The sequence below is a fragment of the Paenibacillus harenae genome (assembly GCF_030812415.1).
Classification (GTDB): Bacteria; Bacillota; Bacilli; order Paenibacillales; family Paenibacillaceae; genus Pristimantibacillus; species Pristimantibacillus harenae_A.
This window is the reverse complement of record NZ_JAUSST010000003.1, coordinates 758,913-774,016: the sequence shown is the minus strand read 5'-3', so window position 1 is coordinate 774,016 and position 15,104 is coordinate 758,913. Positions and strand designations below refer to the sequence as shown.

The 15,104-nt window shown below is 46.1% G+C and carries 16 protein-coding genes; 4 read left to right on the top strand and 12 right to left on the bottom strand.

Annotated elements, in window-relative coordinates:
* Positions 1–2: 2 nt before the first annotated feature.
* The 6 genes from J2T14_RS13530 to rfbA all read right to left on the bottom strand — a co-directional run bounded on the left by J2T14_RS13530 (position 3) and on the right by rfbA (position 6,056).
* A complete protein-coding gene (locus tag J2T14_RS13530) occupies positions 3–806 on the bottom strand; it encodes a glycosyltransferase family 2 protein (RefSeq protein WP_307471549.1) in 804 nt (267 codons plus the stop codon).
* Positions 799–1,875, bottom strand: a complete 1,077-nt coding sequence (locus J2T14_RS13525; RefSeq protein WP_307471547.1) for a mannose-1-phosphate guanylyltransferase — start codon at positions 1,873–1,875, stop codon at positions 799–801. The genes J2T14_RS13530 and J2T14_RS13525 overlap by 8 nt, the downstream gene beginning before the upstream one ends.
* Positions 1,872–2,810: a GDP-L-fucose synthase gene (gene fcl / locus J2T14_RS13520; RefSeq protein WP_307206682.1), complete on the bottom strand. Its 939-nt coding sequence runs from the start codon at positions 2,808–2,810 to the stop codon at positions 1,872–1,874. Before fcl ends, J2T14_RS13525 begins: the two co-directional genes overlap by 4 nt.
* 22 nt (positions 2,811–2,832) lie before the next feature.
* Positions 2,833–3,912 (bottom strand): GDP-mannose 4,6-dehydratase, encoded by a 1,080-nt coding sequence (gmd, locus tag J2T14_RS13515; protein ID WP_307471545.1) that lies wholly within the window; start codon positions 3,910–3,912, stop codon positions 2,833–2,835.
* Between the two features lie 29 nt (positions 3,913–3,941).
* Complete coding sequence (gene cysC / locus J2T14_RS13510; protein ID WP_307471543.1) at positions 3,942–4,541, bottom strand: adenylyl-sulfate kinase; 600 nt, start codon at positions 4,539–4,541, stop codon at positions 3,942–3,944.
* 642 nt (positions 4,542–5,183) lie between these two features.
* On the bottom strand, positions 5,184–6,056 hold the full coding sequence (gene rfbA / locus J2T14_RS13505) for a glucose-1-phosphate thymidylyltransferase RfbA (protein WP_307471965.1): 873 nt from the start codon (positions 6,054–6,056) through the stop codon (positions 5,184–5,186).
* A 427-nt stretch (positions 6,057–6,483) separates the two neighbouring features.
* On the opposite strand from rfbA, the gene J2T14_RS13500 reads away from it, so the two are divergent.
* The 3 genes from J2T14_RS13500 to J2T14_RS13490 all read left to right on the top strand — a co-directional run bounded on the left by J2T14_RS13500 (position 6,484) and on the right by J2T14_RS13490 (position 10,396).
* Positions 6,484–8,742 (top strand): O-antigen ligase family protein, encoded by a 2,259-nt coding sequence (locus J2T14_RS13500; protein WP_307471540.1) that lies wholly within the window; start codon positions 6,484–6,486, stop codon positions 8,740–8,742.
* A gap of 167 nt (positions 8,743–8,909) precedes the next feature.
* Positions 8,910–9,941, top strand: a complete 1,032-nt coding sequence (locus J2T14_RS13495; RefSeq protein ID WP_307471538.1) for a M23 family metallopeptidase — start codon at positions 8,910–8,912, stop codon at positions 9,939–9,941.
* 5 nt (positions 9,942–9,946) lie between these two features.
* Positions 9,947–10,396: a bactofilin family protein gene (locus J2T14_RS13490; RefSeq protein WP_307471536.1), complete on the top strand. Its 450-nt coding sequence runs from the start codon at positions 9,947–9,949 to the stop codon at positions 10,394–10,396.
* A gap of 121 nt (positions 10,397–10,517) precedes the next feature.
* Here the strand turns inward: J2T14_RS13490 and J2T14_RS13485 are convergent, their stop codons facing one another.
* The 5 genes from J2T14_RS13485 to J2T14_RS13465 all read right to left on the bottom strand — a co-directional run bounded on the left by J2T14_RS13485 (position 10,518) and on the right by J2T14_RS13465 (position 14,429).
* The gene (locus J2T14_RS13485) at positions 10,518–11,321 is read right to left on the bottom strand and encodes an ABC transporter permease (RefSeq protein ID WP_307471533.1); all 804 of its coding nucleotides are present in this window, start codon (positions 11,319–11,321) and stop codon (positions 10,518–10,520) included.
* A complete protein-coding gene (locus tag J2T14_RS13480) occupies positions 11,314–12,234 on the bottom strand; it encodes an ABC transporter ATP-binding protein (RefSeq protein WP_373458150.1) in 921 nt (306 codons plus the stop codon). The genes J2T14_RS13485 and J2T14_RS13480 overlap by 8 nt, the downstream gene beginning before the upstream one ends.
* Positions 12,235–12,724: 490 nt before the next feature.
* A complete protein-coding gene (locus J2T14_RS13475) occupies positions 12,725–13,195 on the bottom strand; it encodes a hypothetical protein (protein ID WP_307471529.1) in 471 nt (156 codons plus the stop codon).
* Positions 13,196–13,206: 11 nt separating this feature from the next.
* On the bottom strand, positions 13,207–13,959 hold the full coding sequence (locus J2T14_RS13470; protein ID WP_307471527.1) for a sugar phosphate nucleotidyltransferase: 753 nt from the start codon (positions 13,957–13,959) through the stop codon (positions 13,207–13,209).
* Positions 13,956–14,429, bottom strand: a complete 474-nt coding sequence (locus tag J2T14_RS13465) for a PilZ domain-containing protein (RefSeq protein WP_307471524.1) — start codon at positions 14,427–14,429, stop codon at positions 13,956–13,958. The genes J2T14_RS13470 and J2T14_RS13465 overlap by 4 nt, the downstream gene beginning before the upstream one ends.
* Positions 14,430–14,552: 123 nt before the next feature.
* On the opposite strand from J2T14_RS13465, the gene J2T14_RS13460 reads away from it, so the two are divergent.
* On the top strand, positions 14,553–14,921 hold the full coding sequence (locus J2T14_RS13460; protein WP_307471522.1) for a helix-turn-helix domain-containing protein: 369 nt from the start codon (positions 14,553–14,555) through the stop codon (positions 14,919–14,921).
* Here J2T14_RS13460 and J2T14_RS13455 read toward each other — a convergent pair.
* On the bottom strand, positions 14,910–15,044 hold the full coding sequence (locus J2T14_RS13455; protein WP_307471519.1) for a hypothetical protein: 135 nt from the start codon (positions 15,042–15,044) through the stop codon (positions 14,910–14,912). The genes J2T14_RS13460 and J2T14_RS13455 overlap by 12 nt on opposite strands.
* Positions 15,045–15,104 lie beyond the last annotated feature (60 nt).

The window sequence follows — 15,104 nt, the reverse complement described above, 5'->3', positions numbered from 1 at the left end:
TCCTATTGTCGGAATGCTTCCACCTGGAGATTCGTAGCTTGACGCTTCCCCCAACGATTTACGTATAAGGCGAAGTCCAGTACCTCATCTGCCGATGAATGACGATATGTAGCCATCGGTGGAATCGTGGGATCGGCAATAAATTGAATGCTTTTCCCAACCGCGGAAAGTCGCATACAAAAGTCCGGTAGAGCGATATTGCCTCGGTACGCTTCCGAGAATCCGTCACATGCAAGAAAGGACTCTTTTTCAATCATCAAACAGGGCTTCACAGCCTCAGTCCATCTAGAAGCATCATTCCCGACTTCGCCGGATGCAGACCAAAGACCTGCAGCTCCTACCTCTGATGATTGGAAGCAGTTAAGAAGCGCTGCTACCCATCCGTACTTTGGAACAACGTCTACGGCATTCAACAGGAGGAGATACTCTCCTTCTGCCTCCTTCGCCGCATTATTAACCGTTCTCGCCCAACCACCATTCCGATCGAGGCTTGAAACTATTGTATAATCATAGTCCCCATTCAGTTGATCTCGCAACGTGGTCATATAGGCTGCCAGCCGTTCTTCTTCCCCATCAAACAAAATAAGGATACTAATTCTTGAATGTAGGTTCACTCTCGGTATTATCTCGGAAGGCGGGACGATTCGAATCGTCACCGAGGTATCATTATGTGAGTCGTTCACCCTAAGGTTTTGAGTCCGCACATAAAATTCAACCATTCCTTTTTTATAAACTTTGTATAGCAAACTGCGAATTCCTTTTTTCCGCATTATGGAAAGGGCATGACTCAATTTGCGGTTAAACATATTCGCTCATGCCTTTTTCCTTCAGCATTTCAACGATAGCTTTCACATCTTGTGCCCTATCTTTCGGGCATACAAGCAACGCGTCGCTAGTTTCCGCTACGATTAAATTATCGATGCCAATAGTAGCGATTAACCTTTCGCCGCCGAAAATAATGCTATTCTTCGTACTAACGCTGAGGTGCTTGGCCTTCACAATGTTCCCATCGTCATCTGGTAAAAAGATACCGCCTAGCGCATCCCAGCTGCCTACGTCATTCCATCCGAAGTCGCCGGGAATGACGACTACGTCGGTACTGCGTTCCAGAATACCGTAATCGATCGAAATGTTCTGCAAGTTCGGATACACTTCCGCTACAGCCTCTTCTTCCCGATAGGTACCAATGCTATCATAGAATTGCATCATGACGTTGTAAATACGGGGCAAATACCGTTGGAAACTGTCGATAATCGTACTCGTCTTCCATATAAACATTCCGCTGTTCCATAAGTACTCACCTGACTGTAAGTACTGCTTCGCTTTTTCGAAATTCGGCTTTTCGACGAATTCATTCACTTCGTAAGCTTCATGTTCGTCTGCTTTGCCTTTATTGAATTTAATATACCCGTAACCGGTAGACGGGAAGGAAGGCTTAATCCCAATCGTCACTAGTTTCCCTGTTTGCTCGGCCAGTTTGCAAGATTTCTCCAGGACATCTCGAAAAGCGTCCGTATCTGTTATGTAATGGTCCGATGGGAGAACGGCCATCACGCAATCACCGTGTTTTTTCTTCAGATGCAATGCTGCATATAGGATGCAAGCCGCCGTATTTTTAGCCACCGGCTCCTTAAGAACATTGCTACGCGGCACATTGTGGAGTAGAATTTCTTCCAATAGAACAGCCTGCGACCGATTCGTGATGATCATCGTATTTTCAGTGGAAATAATATTCTCGTACCGTAAAATCGTATCATTAATCATGATGTCGTTGCCGCTTATATTCAATAATTGCTTCGGCTTGTTTTGCCGAGATAAAGGCCAAAAGCGGGTGCCCCCGCCTCCAGCCATAATCAGTGCAAACCTATCCATCATACCGCTCCTATATGAGACTGCAAGAAACTTTGATACGTGGACCGAATGCCATCCCTCAGCTTAATTTTAGATTCCCACCCGATCGATTGAAGTTTGGACACGTCTAGCAGCTTTCTAGGAGTGCCGTCCGGTTTGGTCGGATCATTCCTCAATTGCCCCTCAAAACCGACGATCTCAGCGACAAGCTCCGCCAACTCGATAATCGGAATATCTTTGCCCGTGCCGACGTTAACCGTTTCGTTGCCATTGTAGTGTTTCATCAAGAACAGACTGGCGTCTGCCAAATCATCTACGTGAAGAAACTCCCGTCTTGGCGTTCCACTGCCCCAGATAACAACTTCTTCCGCACCACTAGCCTTAGCCTCGTGGAACTTGCGAATCAACGCAGGGAGCACGTGAGAGTTCTGCAAATCATAGTTGTCGTTCGGGCCGTACAGATTAGTCGGCATCATGCTAATAAAGTTGGTGCCGTACTGGCGATTGTAATATTCACACATTTTCAATCCCGCGATTTTAGCAATCGCGTATGCTTCATTGGTCTGTTCCAGGTAGCCGCCTAGCAAATACTCTTCCTTGATCGGCTGTTCCGCCATCTTCGGATAAATGCATGAGCTGCCGAGGAACAACAGTTTCTTGACATCGTTCTGGTACGATGCATGGATGACGTTCGACTCGATCATCAAATTTGCATACGCAAATTCCGCCGGATACGTATTGTTGGCGTGAATGCCTCCAACCTTCGCCGCAGCAAGGAAGACGTACTCAGGCTTCTCTTCCTTAAAAAACTGTTCTACATCCGCTTGTCTCGTCAAATCTAATTCGGACGACGAGCGATAAATAATGTTATCATAACCTTCTACTTGCAACTTGCGGATGATGGCCGAACCGACCATTCCCCGATGTCCGGCAATATATATTTTGCTATTTTTATTCATGGGTTTCCCTCATTTTCGCCTATTAGTCGTAAGATTTCCGGATGTATTCCTCTTTCTCAACGTGCTTCATGTCCTCGCGAACCATCTCTTCGATCAATGCCTCAAAACTTGTTTTCGTCGGGTTCCACCCTAGTACGGTCCTCGCTTTGGTTGGGTCGCCAAGCAATTGTTCGACTTCCGCCGGGCGGAAATATTTCGGATCGACTTCTACAAGGACATTTCCATTCGAAACGTCTATTCCTTTTTCATTAACCCCTTCACCGCTCCACTCCAACTGGATGCCCGCTTCTTTGAATGCAAGAGTACAGAACTCACGTACGCTATGCATTTCACCCGTGCCGATGACAAAATCCTCCGGTTCGTTGTGTTGAAGCATCAGCCACATACACTCGACATAATCCCGAGCATGTCCCCAATCGCGCAATGCGTTCAGGTTACCAAGATACAGTTTCTTTTGTTTGCCTTGTGCAATTCTTGCCGCCGCCAGCGTGATTTTGCGGGTAACGAACGTTTCGCCCCGTCTCGGCGACTCGTGGTTGAATAAGATTCCATTAACGGCATACATGTTATACGATTCGCGATAGTTTTTCACGATCCAAAAGCCGTATAGTTTCGCTACGCCATACGGGCTACGAGGATAGAAAGGTGTCGTCTCTCTTTGCGGCACTTCTTGAACCAATCCGTACAGTTCAGATGTTGAAGCTTGATAAATCCGTGTTTTCTCTGTCAAACCAAGTATTCTTACCGCTTCAAGAATACGCAGCGTGCCGATAGCGTCGGCGTTGGCCGTATATTCCGGAGTTTCGAATGAAACCTTAACATGCGACTGAGCAGCTAAGTTATAAATCTCATCCGGTTGAACTTTTTGTATGAGTGATATAATATTGGTCGAATCTGTCATATCGCCATAATGAAGATATACTTTTCTATGCTTGTGCATATCTTCGATTAGTTCATCAATGTATAAATGCTCGATTCTATTCGTATTAAAGGAAGAACTTCTTCTGATGACTCCATGAACTTCATATCCCTTTTCTACCAACAACTCCGCTAAATAGGATCCATCTTGTCCTGTGATCCCCGTGATTAGTGCTCTTTTCATCTTTATACTGTCCTCCATGTTTCTGTAATCTATATTAACTGATTAGCCTTGATATAATTAATGATCTTATCTACACTTTCCTCGACGGTTAACTGATCCGTTTCAATGATGATTTCAGGAGAGGTTGATATCTCATAAGGTGAGGTAAGGCCTGTAAAGTCCGGTAATTCACCCTTTCTAGCCTTTTTGTAGAGCCCCTTGGGATCCCGTTGCTCACATTGCTCAAGAGAGCATTTGATGTACACTTCAATAAACTCACCTTGTTGGAATAAGCTTCGTACCTCTTGACGGTCTTGAATGTAGGGAGAGATAAATGCTGCCATCACGATGGACCCCGCTTCAACAAACAGCTTCGAAACCTCACCTACGCGGCGAATGTTTTCTTTTCGGTCGTCCGGACTAAACCCAAGATTCTTGTTTAGCCCAAGTCGTACGTTGTCGCCATCCAGAACGAAGGCATGATAGTTGTTGTTATAAAAAAAATGATCTAGAGCGTTTGCGATCGTCGATTTACCTGAACCTGAAAGTCCCGTCAACCAAATTACAAAACTACCATGCTTATTGCTTTGTTGTCTCATTTCTTTAGTAACATGGTAACCTTGATGTACAACATTTTTTACGTTTTCCATGTTCTCTCCTTCATATATTTAACATTGATAACACCACTAATTTATATGATAACCGCAGGGTATCAGTTATAACATTAGATTTACAACGGCACTTGTTAAGCTCATTCCTAGATATCTTCAGTTATTAGATAGAAGCTTATATATGAACAAAAGAAATTAATATATCAGATAGATAATAAACTCCATATCAATATATATATCTAGAATCTAGCTAAACTTGGAGCGAGCTCCTGCATTCAATATTGCTATTTGCTCCATCCTATCGATTTACTCATACCTTCAATGTGGCTAATCCGGAGGCTTGAGGTTCATCTGTCCTCTACTTCTAAGAAAAAACACTCTTATCATATCACAGTTGATAGGAGAAAATGGCTTATGATTAAAAGATGTTTCTGCTTCCTCGCTGTTAACAATTAAAGCACCTGTCAATACTAGAAATCATAAGACCAGTAGAGTGTGACGTGTTTTATATTTTTCCACCAACATCAGTAACGATTTGCTTGAACAATTGGTTCATATTCCAGAACCATAGTACGCAGATCAAGCGGATTTCAATTTGGAAGACAAAAAACTGGATGTGTATGTAAAAGCAAGAAAGCGTGATCCGTTTCCTTGTTCGCCAATTACAGCCTCTTGAAAGAATTAATAGTATCCTTCTGCAATCTGAACAAGATAATTACCGTACTCCGTTTTCAATAGCGGAGAAGCTAAATGTAATAACTGTTCTTTTGTTATAAACTTCTTTTTAAAAGCTATTTCTTCAATACAAGCAATGTACAATCCTTGACGTTTTTGAACTGCTTCGACAAAATTACTAGCTTCAAGCAACGTGTCATGTGTACCTGTATCCATCCATGCCATTCCTCTGCCCAACAGCTTTACATTTAATTGACCCTGCTGCAAATATTGATTATTCACTTCTGTTATTTCTAATTCACCACGTGCTGATGGCTCAATGCTCTTGGCGATTCCAACTACATTATTGTCATAAAAATAAAGCCCTGGCACAGCATAATGAGATTTGGGCTCCTTTGGTTTCTCTTCAATTGAAAGAACTTTTCCACTTTCGTTATATTCCAACACACCGTATGCCTGTGGATTTTTAACGAAATATCCAAATATAATAGCTCCCTGCTCTAACTGCGCTGCTTCGGTTAACACCTTTCCGAAGCTTTGTCCATAAAAGATATTATCGCCTAGTATTAACGAAACCGAATCGTTACCTATGAATGACTCACCAATAATAAATGCTTCAGCCAATCCATTAGGAGATTCTTGAATTGCATATGATATGCTGATACCAAGTTGCGAACCGTTTCCAAACAACTCTTTAAATATCATAATGTCTCTTGGTGTTGAAATAATTAGAATTTCCTGAATCCCAGATAACATAAGAACAGAAAGTGGATAATAAATCATAGGTTTGTCATATACTGGTACAATTTGCTTAGAAATAGCTTTCGTCACAGGATATAATCGTGCACCTGAACCACCAGCTAGTATTATGCCTTTCATGCTTTTATTCATATCTCCTCTCATATATCAACAACTCTTATAATCAATTCTTATAAGAATACTCATAAGTATCGGTTCTTCGTTATGTCTTCTCAGTAAAAATTAATCTACGAATTTGATACGATATAAAAGTAGCCTTTCATCTCTGAGACAAGTGTTCTAGGATTAAGCATTTTATCACTCTTTCATGTATCTTATCAAACTTTCTTCTTCAATTATACCTAATTTTCCTGCCAATCTTGAATTTTTTGTAGAATTAACTCGGCGCTTCCTTTATTTCGACACAACACTAATCACTCAATTATGTAAATCTCATACAAGCGGCTCATCTTCTATAGTAATCTAGTATCCTATTTGTTAAAATACTTGGAGGATAGATGTCGATTTTTTACAACATCACACATATGGACGAGGAGTACTGATTAGAATGAGTGCAAGAAATAAATCAACAAATAGCGCGACGTCGTTATTCACGACAAATTTTTCATTTTGGAATGGGTTCGTTGTCGCAGGAATCGCCTTATTTCTGCTTATTTCCCCATACTATCGAGCATTATTTAACGGCTACTCCTACAGCTTCGAGAACCCCATCTATAAAGCTCTATTCTTCGGACTAACTTTATTGCTGTTTACCGCTGTTTATTTGGTCAAACGATGGAAACTGGATAGCTATCGCGATATTTGGGCTATCATAGCCCTGTTACCTCCCCTTATTTATTGGTTATCTTCCTTTAATCCGGTATCCGGCTACTATGCAAATTTCATGATATTCGTGATTGTTTTTTATACAGCATTATTTATCGCAGGAATGTATTTCGCCGATTCGGTTCGTGCTCGCAAGCTGATCGAATATTCCCTTATGCTTACGTCATACATAATCGTGTTATCCGGTTTGCTTAACCTTTTTGGTCAAACCTACTATCCCGACGCACTATGGCTTGCCCACGACGGATACAGACTTACCGCTGTATTCCAATATTCGAATACCTATGCTGGGTTTCTTGTCGCTTTGTTCCTAGCTAGCCTCTACTATGCCTCACATTGCATAAGATGGCAGGCAAGACTAGCTCATTCGCTTATGCTCGTGCCGATATGGATTTCGTTCATGCTTACTTATTCGCGCGGAGCTATCGTCATTATCCCGGTTATGGTTCTTGCCATTCTTCCATTCTTGCGCTTTACCCGTCAGGTTACATACATCTTATATATAGGTGTATCCGTTCTAGTCGCTATGGCCGTTCTTGGTTCGATAACAACGAAAGCCGATGCTATTGCGTTGCTTGTTCAGCCTATGGCAGATAAGCAAGCGGATCCGATCTCATTGTTCAACTCATTGCCGCTCCAAAGCTGGGGGTTGCTCATTGCGGCGTCAGCGGTTGTAGCCGGCATTATACTGCTCATTGAGGCCAAAGCCTATCGCTGGATTGAAGCCAAGACGACCAAGCTAGCGTCGCATAAATGGTCGTTCATTGCCGTTCCGGCTATCATTGTCATTCTGTGCGTCCTAGCAGCTGGCTCTCTCTTGGGAAGCAGCGCCATACGAAGCTTGCTGCCCGCTAAGATTGCTGAACGTTTCGAGAATCTTAACTTCCAACAGCACAGCGTACAGGAACGTTTCACCTTCTACAAGGATGGCCTGAGACTGTCTGAAGATTACCCGTTGCTTGGCGGAGGCGGCGGCGCATGGCAATCGCTGTTCGAGCAATATCAGAACAATCCTTATTGGAGCAGGCAATCGCATAGCTACTTCGTGCAGGTGCTTGTCGAGAGCGGGTGGGTCGGTCTAACCGCGTTAGTCTTGCTAATAGGAGGAGCTTACTGGTTCTACGTTCGCTCCTATATCCGTCATCACGAGCGAAGAGGAAGCCATCTCGTATTCTTCATCTTCTCACTTGCGCTTCTCATGCACAGCGCAATCGATTTTGACATGAGTTTTTTGTTTATTAGCAGCATCGTATTTCTGTCTCTGGGTTGTATGATAGCGCCATTTAGCAGTACGCTTAAGATTCCACGTTTGCAAAATAGGAAGCTCCCGATGTGGAGCAAATACGTTTATCCGGCGGTAATCGGCCTGACAGCTATTGTTCTTCTTGTTATAACAATTCAGAATAATAGTGCCAACCAGCTATATAACCAAACGATGCGCCAAGCATCCCAGCAAGGCGCAAAGGTCGGCGATGTACTTCCGATGGTCGATAAGGCGATCAAACGATCGCCAGACCAAACCACTTTCAGTCTGACTAAAGCAAGCTGGCTTAAGCAAGTGTATAACAGCAATAAGAATGATGAAGTGTTTACCCAAGCGCTGCTTACCTTAGAACAAGCCAAGAAACATGATCCCAACAACCGGAGCATTATTGCGATGCAGCTCGAGTTCTACCAACTGAATAACCAGCTCTCGGCCTCGATCGAATTGCTGGAAGAAGGCATGAACAAGTTCCCTTGGGATATTCAGTTCTACGACAAAGCGATACTCGCGTATGGGGAAAGTATAAAGGAAGCGGATACCAAGCAAGACACCTCATCTTCAACTCAATACAAGGCTCGTTTGAGTGAAATCGCGCAGGAGGTCGAGCGAAGAACCGCTCAACTTGCCGATCTCCCGCCTGAGCAGCAGCAAGGACGCTCCTTCAGCCTGTCTGAGCCAGCCCAAGAGTCGCTGCAGATGCTGCTTGCAAGCAAATAACTGAACAATATAGAAAGACCGCAGAAGCCCGTATGGATGTGCTTTTGCGGTCTTTCTTTTTTATTGATAGAGCGCCGACTCCAAAAATTTTATGGTATGTTTCGAAGCTTGCCAGAATAAATAGCAATAGTACGCCCAAATCTATTCTGGCAGGAAGGAGAAACCTATTGAAACGAGCGCGGAATCCCAAATGGTCTTTTGTGGTGATGCGCGGCGCTGACAAAACCGTTAAACAGTTTCACGTATCGAAGCGGTCGGTCGTAGCTTTGCCGACTGTGGCCGTACTCGCGGTTTCAGGCTGGATTGCGGGTCTCCAGATACAAGCGACCGACGAAATCGACGGTCTGGAGGAGCAATTGTCTAATCAGACTGCACAGTACACACAAACCGTCTCCGGAAAGGACGAGGCGATCGTCTCATTGCAGCAGGAATTGCTCCAACTGTCGCGCCAAGCGCAAGAATTGAAAGTGAAGCTGAGCGAGCTTCAAGAGCTGGAAAACAAGCTTAAGCAATTCATCGAGAAATACGGCAGCGGTATTGCTCCATCAAGCGGCGAGTCTGACGGAGGAGAGAATGAAGTTAGCGCGCTGTCCGCGGCAACAAGCAGCGGCGCTACATATTCTTCACCAGCCTCCTACGCTTCCGTTTCCACTTACGGCAATGCTCGGCAGCTTGCTTCGCTCGCGCAATACACGGGTCTTGATCTCCAGGCGCTTAGCAGCATGGTCGATACCATGGAAATATCCATGGAACAGACGCTGCGGCAAGCGCAAGCGAGAAGAGAGGCGGTCGATGGTTATCCATCCGGATGGCCGACCCGCTCCAAGCAATTAACTTCGGGCTTCGGTTATCGCAAGGACCCTTTCACCGGAAGGGTCGCCTTCCATGCCGGCATCGACATATCAGGCAAGTCCGGAGACCCTGTGTTCAGCGCAGCCGAAGGGAATGTGACGGAGACAGGCATCGACGGCGTATTTGGCAAATATATCGTTATCGAGCATTTGGGCGGCTTAAAGACCTCTTATATGCACTTGAAGCAGATTGAAGCGAAGGAAGGCGATTTCGTCGTTCGAGGAGAGAAAATCGGCTTATTAGGCTCGAGCGGCAGAAGCACGGGCCCGCATTTGCATTTTGAAATTTTACAGCAGAGCGAACCGGTTAATCCGCTGAAATACCTCGCTCTCGTAAAGGAGAATTGAAACCTATGTTCAAGGATAATAAACGGGTTATCGCAACCGACACGCTGATCGGTCAAGGGACGTTAACGGAAGGCAAAATGATATGCGACGCAAGCTTGCGCATTGAAGGCGAATATCGCGGAGACATCGAATGCAAAGGCAATGTGATTATCGGTGAATGCGGCATTGCCCGCTCGAACATTGCAGCGCAAGACGTTACCGTCGCCGGCAAAGTCATAGGCGACATTACGACGAAAGGCCGGCTTATTATAACGTCTTCCGGCCAAGTGGAGGGCAGCCTTTACGCGAACATACTGATTGTCCAAGACGGCGGCATCATTAACGGCAACTGCCAGATGGAATTGCCGAAGGATGCCAAGGGCAAAGGAGCAACCGATGCAGACAGCGCTCACGCTGTTTCGGGCAAGGAGCATGGCGGCAAAGAAGGCAAGGAAAAATCCAGACAGGCAGGCTAACACCATCTAATACTTAACGAATGACGAAACAAGCCGTTCCGGCAAGCTTCCTCCTCTACAAGGAGCCCAGCTGCCGAAACGGCTTGTTGTCGATGGTAGGTGTTGTCTACGAATCAGGCAATTAGCCCGCTACATCCCGTTTATCGAATATGTACCAGGTGAGCGCAATGAACAGTACATAATATAAACCGAGAATGCCTAACGAGAATCCAAGCGTCATCCCGCCATCGATGGTCGTATGGCCGATGTATCTGGTAAGGTCCAGATGAGTAAACAGCAAGTAATCGATCCATTTGTAATTCAGCAGCGAGAAGAGCGAATTAATGATGTCCATGGCCAGCAACAGGAACAAAGCAAGGCCAATGGCAAGAGCGCTGCTCCGGAATATCGTTGACAGCATGAATGCCAGCGTAATCATAACGACCAGAGCGATAAACTTCATCACATAGAACTGGAACAAAAACTGCAGCGATGACATGTTTTCTTGCCCCGGCAATTGCTCCTGGATGGCTAACGCGGTTTCCGATGGAAATAGGCCGAAGCTTAACCAATTTACAAGCAGCGTGCTTCCGAACAGCAGCACAGTCAACAAGGCGGCGAATAACACCACCGATATATATTTGGAAAGCAGTATTTTCGATCTCGACCACGGACGAATAAGCAGCAGCTTGATCGTTCCTGAGGTAAATTCCTCCGCTACGCTTACCGCTGCGATAACAACGGAAAAAATCGTTACGAGCAGAAATAAAATAAACGACTCCCAATAAGCAACCGTCCACATCGTTGTATCCCGACCAGAAAGAAGGAGCCACATAACGGATATGAGAATAACTGCGCCTACCAGCAAACCTGCCATGATGTAGGTACGCGGACGGAAATAGACTTTAATATTTTCGTTGCGCACCAGCTGTAGAAAATCACCCAATTCGCTCGCCTCCCGTCACTTCCAAGAACTGATCCTCCAGCGATTTGATTTGCGCCCGGATACCGAACACTTTAATGCCTGCCGAGACAAGCTGCGCATTAATGACAGCCGTCAACTCGCGATCGGCTTCGACTGCGATCATACCGTTGCCGTCAGGCTGAGCCGCGCAGTCCACCTCCGCAAGCGCCCCGATCGCCGCGTCTGCCCGGTCAACCTCGATAAGCGTGCGCACGCGCTCCGATGACGGCTTGCTTCCTTGCAGCACCCGAACGTCAATCAGCTTGCCGTTTTGGATAATGGCTACACGATCGCACATCAGCTCCATCTCAGCCAGCAGGTGGCTTGACACGAACACCGCAATTCCTTCGACCTTGGACAATTCGCGCAAATAATCGCGCAGCTCGCGGATGCCTGCCGGATCGAGTCCGTTCGTCGGCTCGTCGAGAATAAGCAGCTTCGGCTTATGTAGAATCGCTTGCGCAACGCCAAGCCGCTGTCTCATGCCAAGCGAGTAGGTCTTCACCTTATCGTGAATACGCCCCTCCAGCCCGACCAAACGAACGACTTCCTTCACTCTTGCTTCCGTAACTCCCGGGAACATCCGAGCGAAGTGCATCAAATTCTGATAACCTGACAAATATTTATACATTTCCGGATTTTCCACGATTGCGCCTACATGCTTGATCGCTTTCTCGTATTCCTTCGCAATGCTATGGCCATCGATCCATATTTCTCCATCCGTAATCGAGATCAACCCAACCATCATGCGGATGGTTGTCGTCTTGCCCGCGCCGTTAGGTCCAAGAAAACCGAATACTTCCCCAAGCGGCAACTCCAGCGTTAAGCGGTCAATGATCGTACGGCCGCCAATTCGCTTCGTAACATTTTGCAATCGGACTACTGGCTGCTCCACTCTATAACACTCCTTTGTTACACAGTTATTCAATTTCCTCATTATAAACGATGAAGGAAACGAATGGAAGTTGTTCCCGCTGCCGTTTGCAAATGAAAAAAGCCCTCCTCTACAAGCTTTACGTAGAGTGAAGGGCTTCATAATCGTTGGTCTTAGTACAAATGATCGGAGTGCTCTGCAACCTTGGCATCCGATCGAAGGAGCATTTTATAGTCATAGTGATCGAATTTCGCGTTTATCGTGTCGGCCGTCTTCTCTTCTTTCCGACTGCATGCCGTGCAGAAGCACATCGGATGCACGATTCTGAAAAAACCGGTTCGAAATTGGACATTAGCCTCGGGACTTGGGACCAGTTCTCCACATGTTACACAATAAAAACGCTCATCTATTCGATTCATTGGATAGATCGCTCCCTCTTGTCTATATTGATAAACGGATCAATCTCTCACCTTTTGTTACAATATGTATCTATTTCCTCAGTCTCTTACGATCAGATAACCTCATTTCGTCGATAACGTCTATTCGCAGCGAATTTTGCCAACTTTGGCCACAAGGGCAGCTGCAGCGCAGCCGATTCCAACAGCCTTGCCTGCCAGCCATGCGCAAATACCGCTCTTCCATCGCGATGGACGGCATACAGCCTGCCAATAATACTAGCGAAGCCGATTGGCGTTCTCCTGATTCCACCCGTATCGCTTCGGAAAATATATCGCGATACATGGTTCGTTTTCTCCACATCGACTATTCGTTCGATGAGCAGTTCGCCTTCCGCGCTTGCATATAAGCAGACATCGCCTGGCTGAAGCTCTTTCTCCTTCACTCTGGTGAACGTTGATATATTGCCTTCGCGCAGCAGCGGGAACATGGCATCACCATAACAAGTCACATCGATCTCACCCTGACGTTCAACGATAGCCGCTATAATTGCAGGCAGTCCCAAGCGCTCTTCCACGACCTTCATACGTTCTACTCCTACACCAAGTTCGATTCATTCATGACCTCGTCCCATGTACAGCCCATACGAAAAGTGATTTCCTCCGACATCGTCGTCCATGATCCTAGATTTCTCCATACGCCGCTGTAGGAGATCACCGAACTCGATGTCTCACGCTCGACAACTTCCGTCTCGAAGCTGGATTTTGATAGCTTCGAATATTGCTTATACAGCTCATCGTAATGAATAGGAAGGCGAAGCGCGATCAGCTTCGAAATCATATAGTCGAGAGAAAATGCGAATATCCCGTTGTTCGAAGGCGATCTATGCTCCATCTCAGATTTGGGTGCCGTTTCAATCAGCATAAGCTGCGAACCGCTCTCGCGAAGCCGATTTGGAAGCTGCTGAATCCAATCGTAAAAATCACTTTCAACATATGCGTCAACCGGCATGATTATGACTGTCTCGTTTAGCGAGACGCCTGCGATGGAGTATAGATACGAAGCAGCCAGCGCAATAGCGGGAAATGTCCCGCGTTGCTCCGGCTCCAAAATGAGCGGCGTCCTCTCTCCAGTCTGACGCTTCATATGTTCCATTTGCTCCATACTCGTTGCGAATCGTGTATGTTCCTGCAGGCCGGCATCGCCAAGCTGACGCCATAGGCGCTGCACCATGGACTCCAGTTCGCCGTCAGGCCCAATCAGCACGGATAGATATTGCTTCGCCCTAGTGCTGCCCGACAGCGGCCATAGCCGCTTGCCCGGTCCGCCAGCTAAACAAATTATTTTCAATGGCCGCGCCCCCCTGCCAGCGCGGGTTGCCCAAGTAGTCGTTTCCAATTGCTATAATGAACTAATCTCTGATAGGATTGATGAATTTTCAACTGCTGAGGCTGCTGCGCGAGCAATTCCTGATTCATGACTCTGACGAGCAGGGATCGCAGCAAGCCGGAGGATTGGAAGGACGCGCCGTGAAAATAGCCATCCTCATGCTTCTTGTTCCACCTGATCGTACCTCGCAGCACGATGGGAATCTGGTTAATCGTCATTCGAATATCGACCATGTAATTGTCCTGAACCGGAAGCTGAACGCTGCTGGCGAAGCATAAACCTTCATGACTCAGATTCATTAGCATTACCGTGTTCACTCCGCGCGACAGCAGCTGCCCACGCTTGTCCATCAGTCGAAGCTCTGCTTCTACGCCTTCTTGGAAACGCAAGCGGATATGCGCCCTGGAATAATCTTTGACTTGCAGCGACATGTTGCATTCCTCCTATTCTATGAAATGTTTTTCGTCATTTTCAATAGAAAAGCATGCAAATCTTTCATCTTCGTATTAAGATGAAAGTAGGTGGCGGATCATCGGACATAGGGGGAAGGATCAATGAATATCGGCGACCGAATCGCTCAATCGAGAATTATGCGGAGCTGGACACAGGAATTGACCGCAGCTAAGCTCGGTATCTCTCGCGCCTCATTATCGCATTACGAGAAAAATCGGAGGGAAGTCAGCAACGAATTGTTGGCTAAATTCGCAGACTTGTATGAGGTCACAATCGATTATCTGGTTGGACGGACTTTAATTCCCAAGCAGGTTCTATCGGAAGAGGTTCGCGGCTTCGTCGATCGGCTCGATCTGGCGGACGAGCAGTTGCTAAGCAAGTACAGCCTCGCGCTTGACGGTAGGCTGCTAACGCCCGAAGAGACGAAGCATTTCATTACCTTCATCAGAGCGAGACGTTCAAGATTCTAAGTGCTCCTCGCCCCAATTCTCGTCTTGAATGCCCATCTCCGCTAATATCGTCGAAACATCCAGCAGCACAACGGACTGTGCTTTTTCCTTATCTTCATCGGCTTGATTCTTTCGGTCACTCACTGGCACAATCGTCTCCCATACCTCTTAATAGACCTATAAGCTGCAATAAATCCATTATAA

What these genes read in the sequence shown, in the direction of transcription:
- cysC (WP_307471543.1), bottom strand. Translation starts at nt 4,541, where the DNA reads ATGGAAAACGTAAAAAATGTTGTACATCAAGGTTACCATGTTACTAAA.
- rfbA (WP_307471965.1), bottom strand. Translation starts at nt 6,056, where the DNA reads ATGAAAGGCATAATACTAGCTGGTGGTTCAGGTGCACGATTATATCCT.
- J2T14_RS13465 (WP_307471524.1), bottom strand. Translation starts at nt 14,429, where the DNA reads ATGTCGCTGCAAGTCAAAGATTATTCCAGGGCGCATATCCGCTTGCGT.
- gmd (WP_307471545.1), bottom strand. Translation starts at nt 3,912, where the DNA reads ATGAAAAGAGCACTAATCACGGGGATCACAGGACAAGATGGATCCTAT.
- J2T14_RS13460 (WP_307471522.1), top strand. Translation starts at nt 14,553, where the DNA reads ATGAATATCGGCGACCGAATCGCTCAATCGAGAATTATGCGGAGCTGG.
- J2T14_RS13500 (WP_307471540.1), top strand. Translation starts at nt 6,484, where the DNA reads ATGAGTGCAAGAAATAAATCAACAAATAGCGCGACGTCGTTATTCACG.
- J2T14_RS13525 (WP_307471547.1), bottom strand. Translation starts at nt 1,875, where the DNA reads ATGATGGATAGGTTTGCACTGATTATGGCTGGAGGCGGGGGCACCCGC.
- J2T14_RS13490 (WP_307471536.1), top strand. Translation starts at nt 9,947, where the DNA reads ATGTTCAAGGATAATAAACGGGTTATCGCAACCGACACGCTGATCGGT.
- J2T14_RS13475 (WP_307471529.1), bottom strand. Translation starts at nt 13,195, where the DNA reads ATGAAGGTCGTGGAAGAGCGCTTGGGACTGCCTGCAATTATAGCGGCT.
- fcl (WP_307206682.1), bottom strand. Translation starts at nt 2,810, where the DNA reads ATGAATAAAAATAGCAAAATATATATTGCCGGACATCGGGGAATGGTC.
- J2T14_RS13530 (WP_307471549.1), bottom strand. Translation starts at nt 806, where the DNA reads ATGTTTAACCGCAAATTGAGTCATGCCCTTTCCATAATGCGGAAAAAA.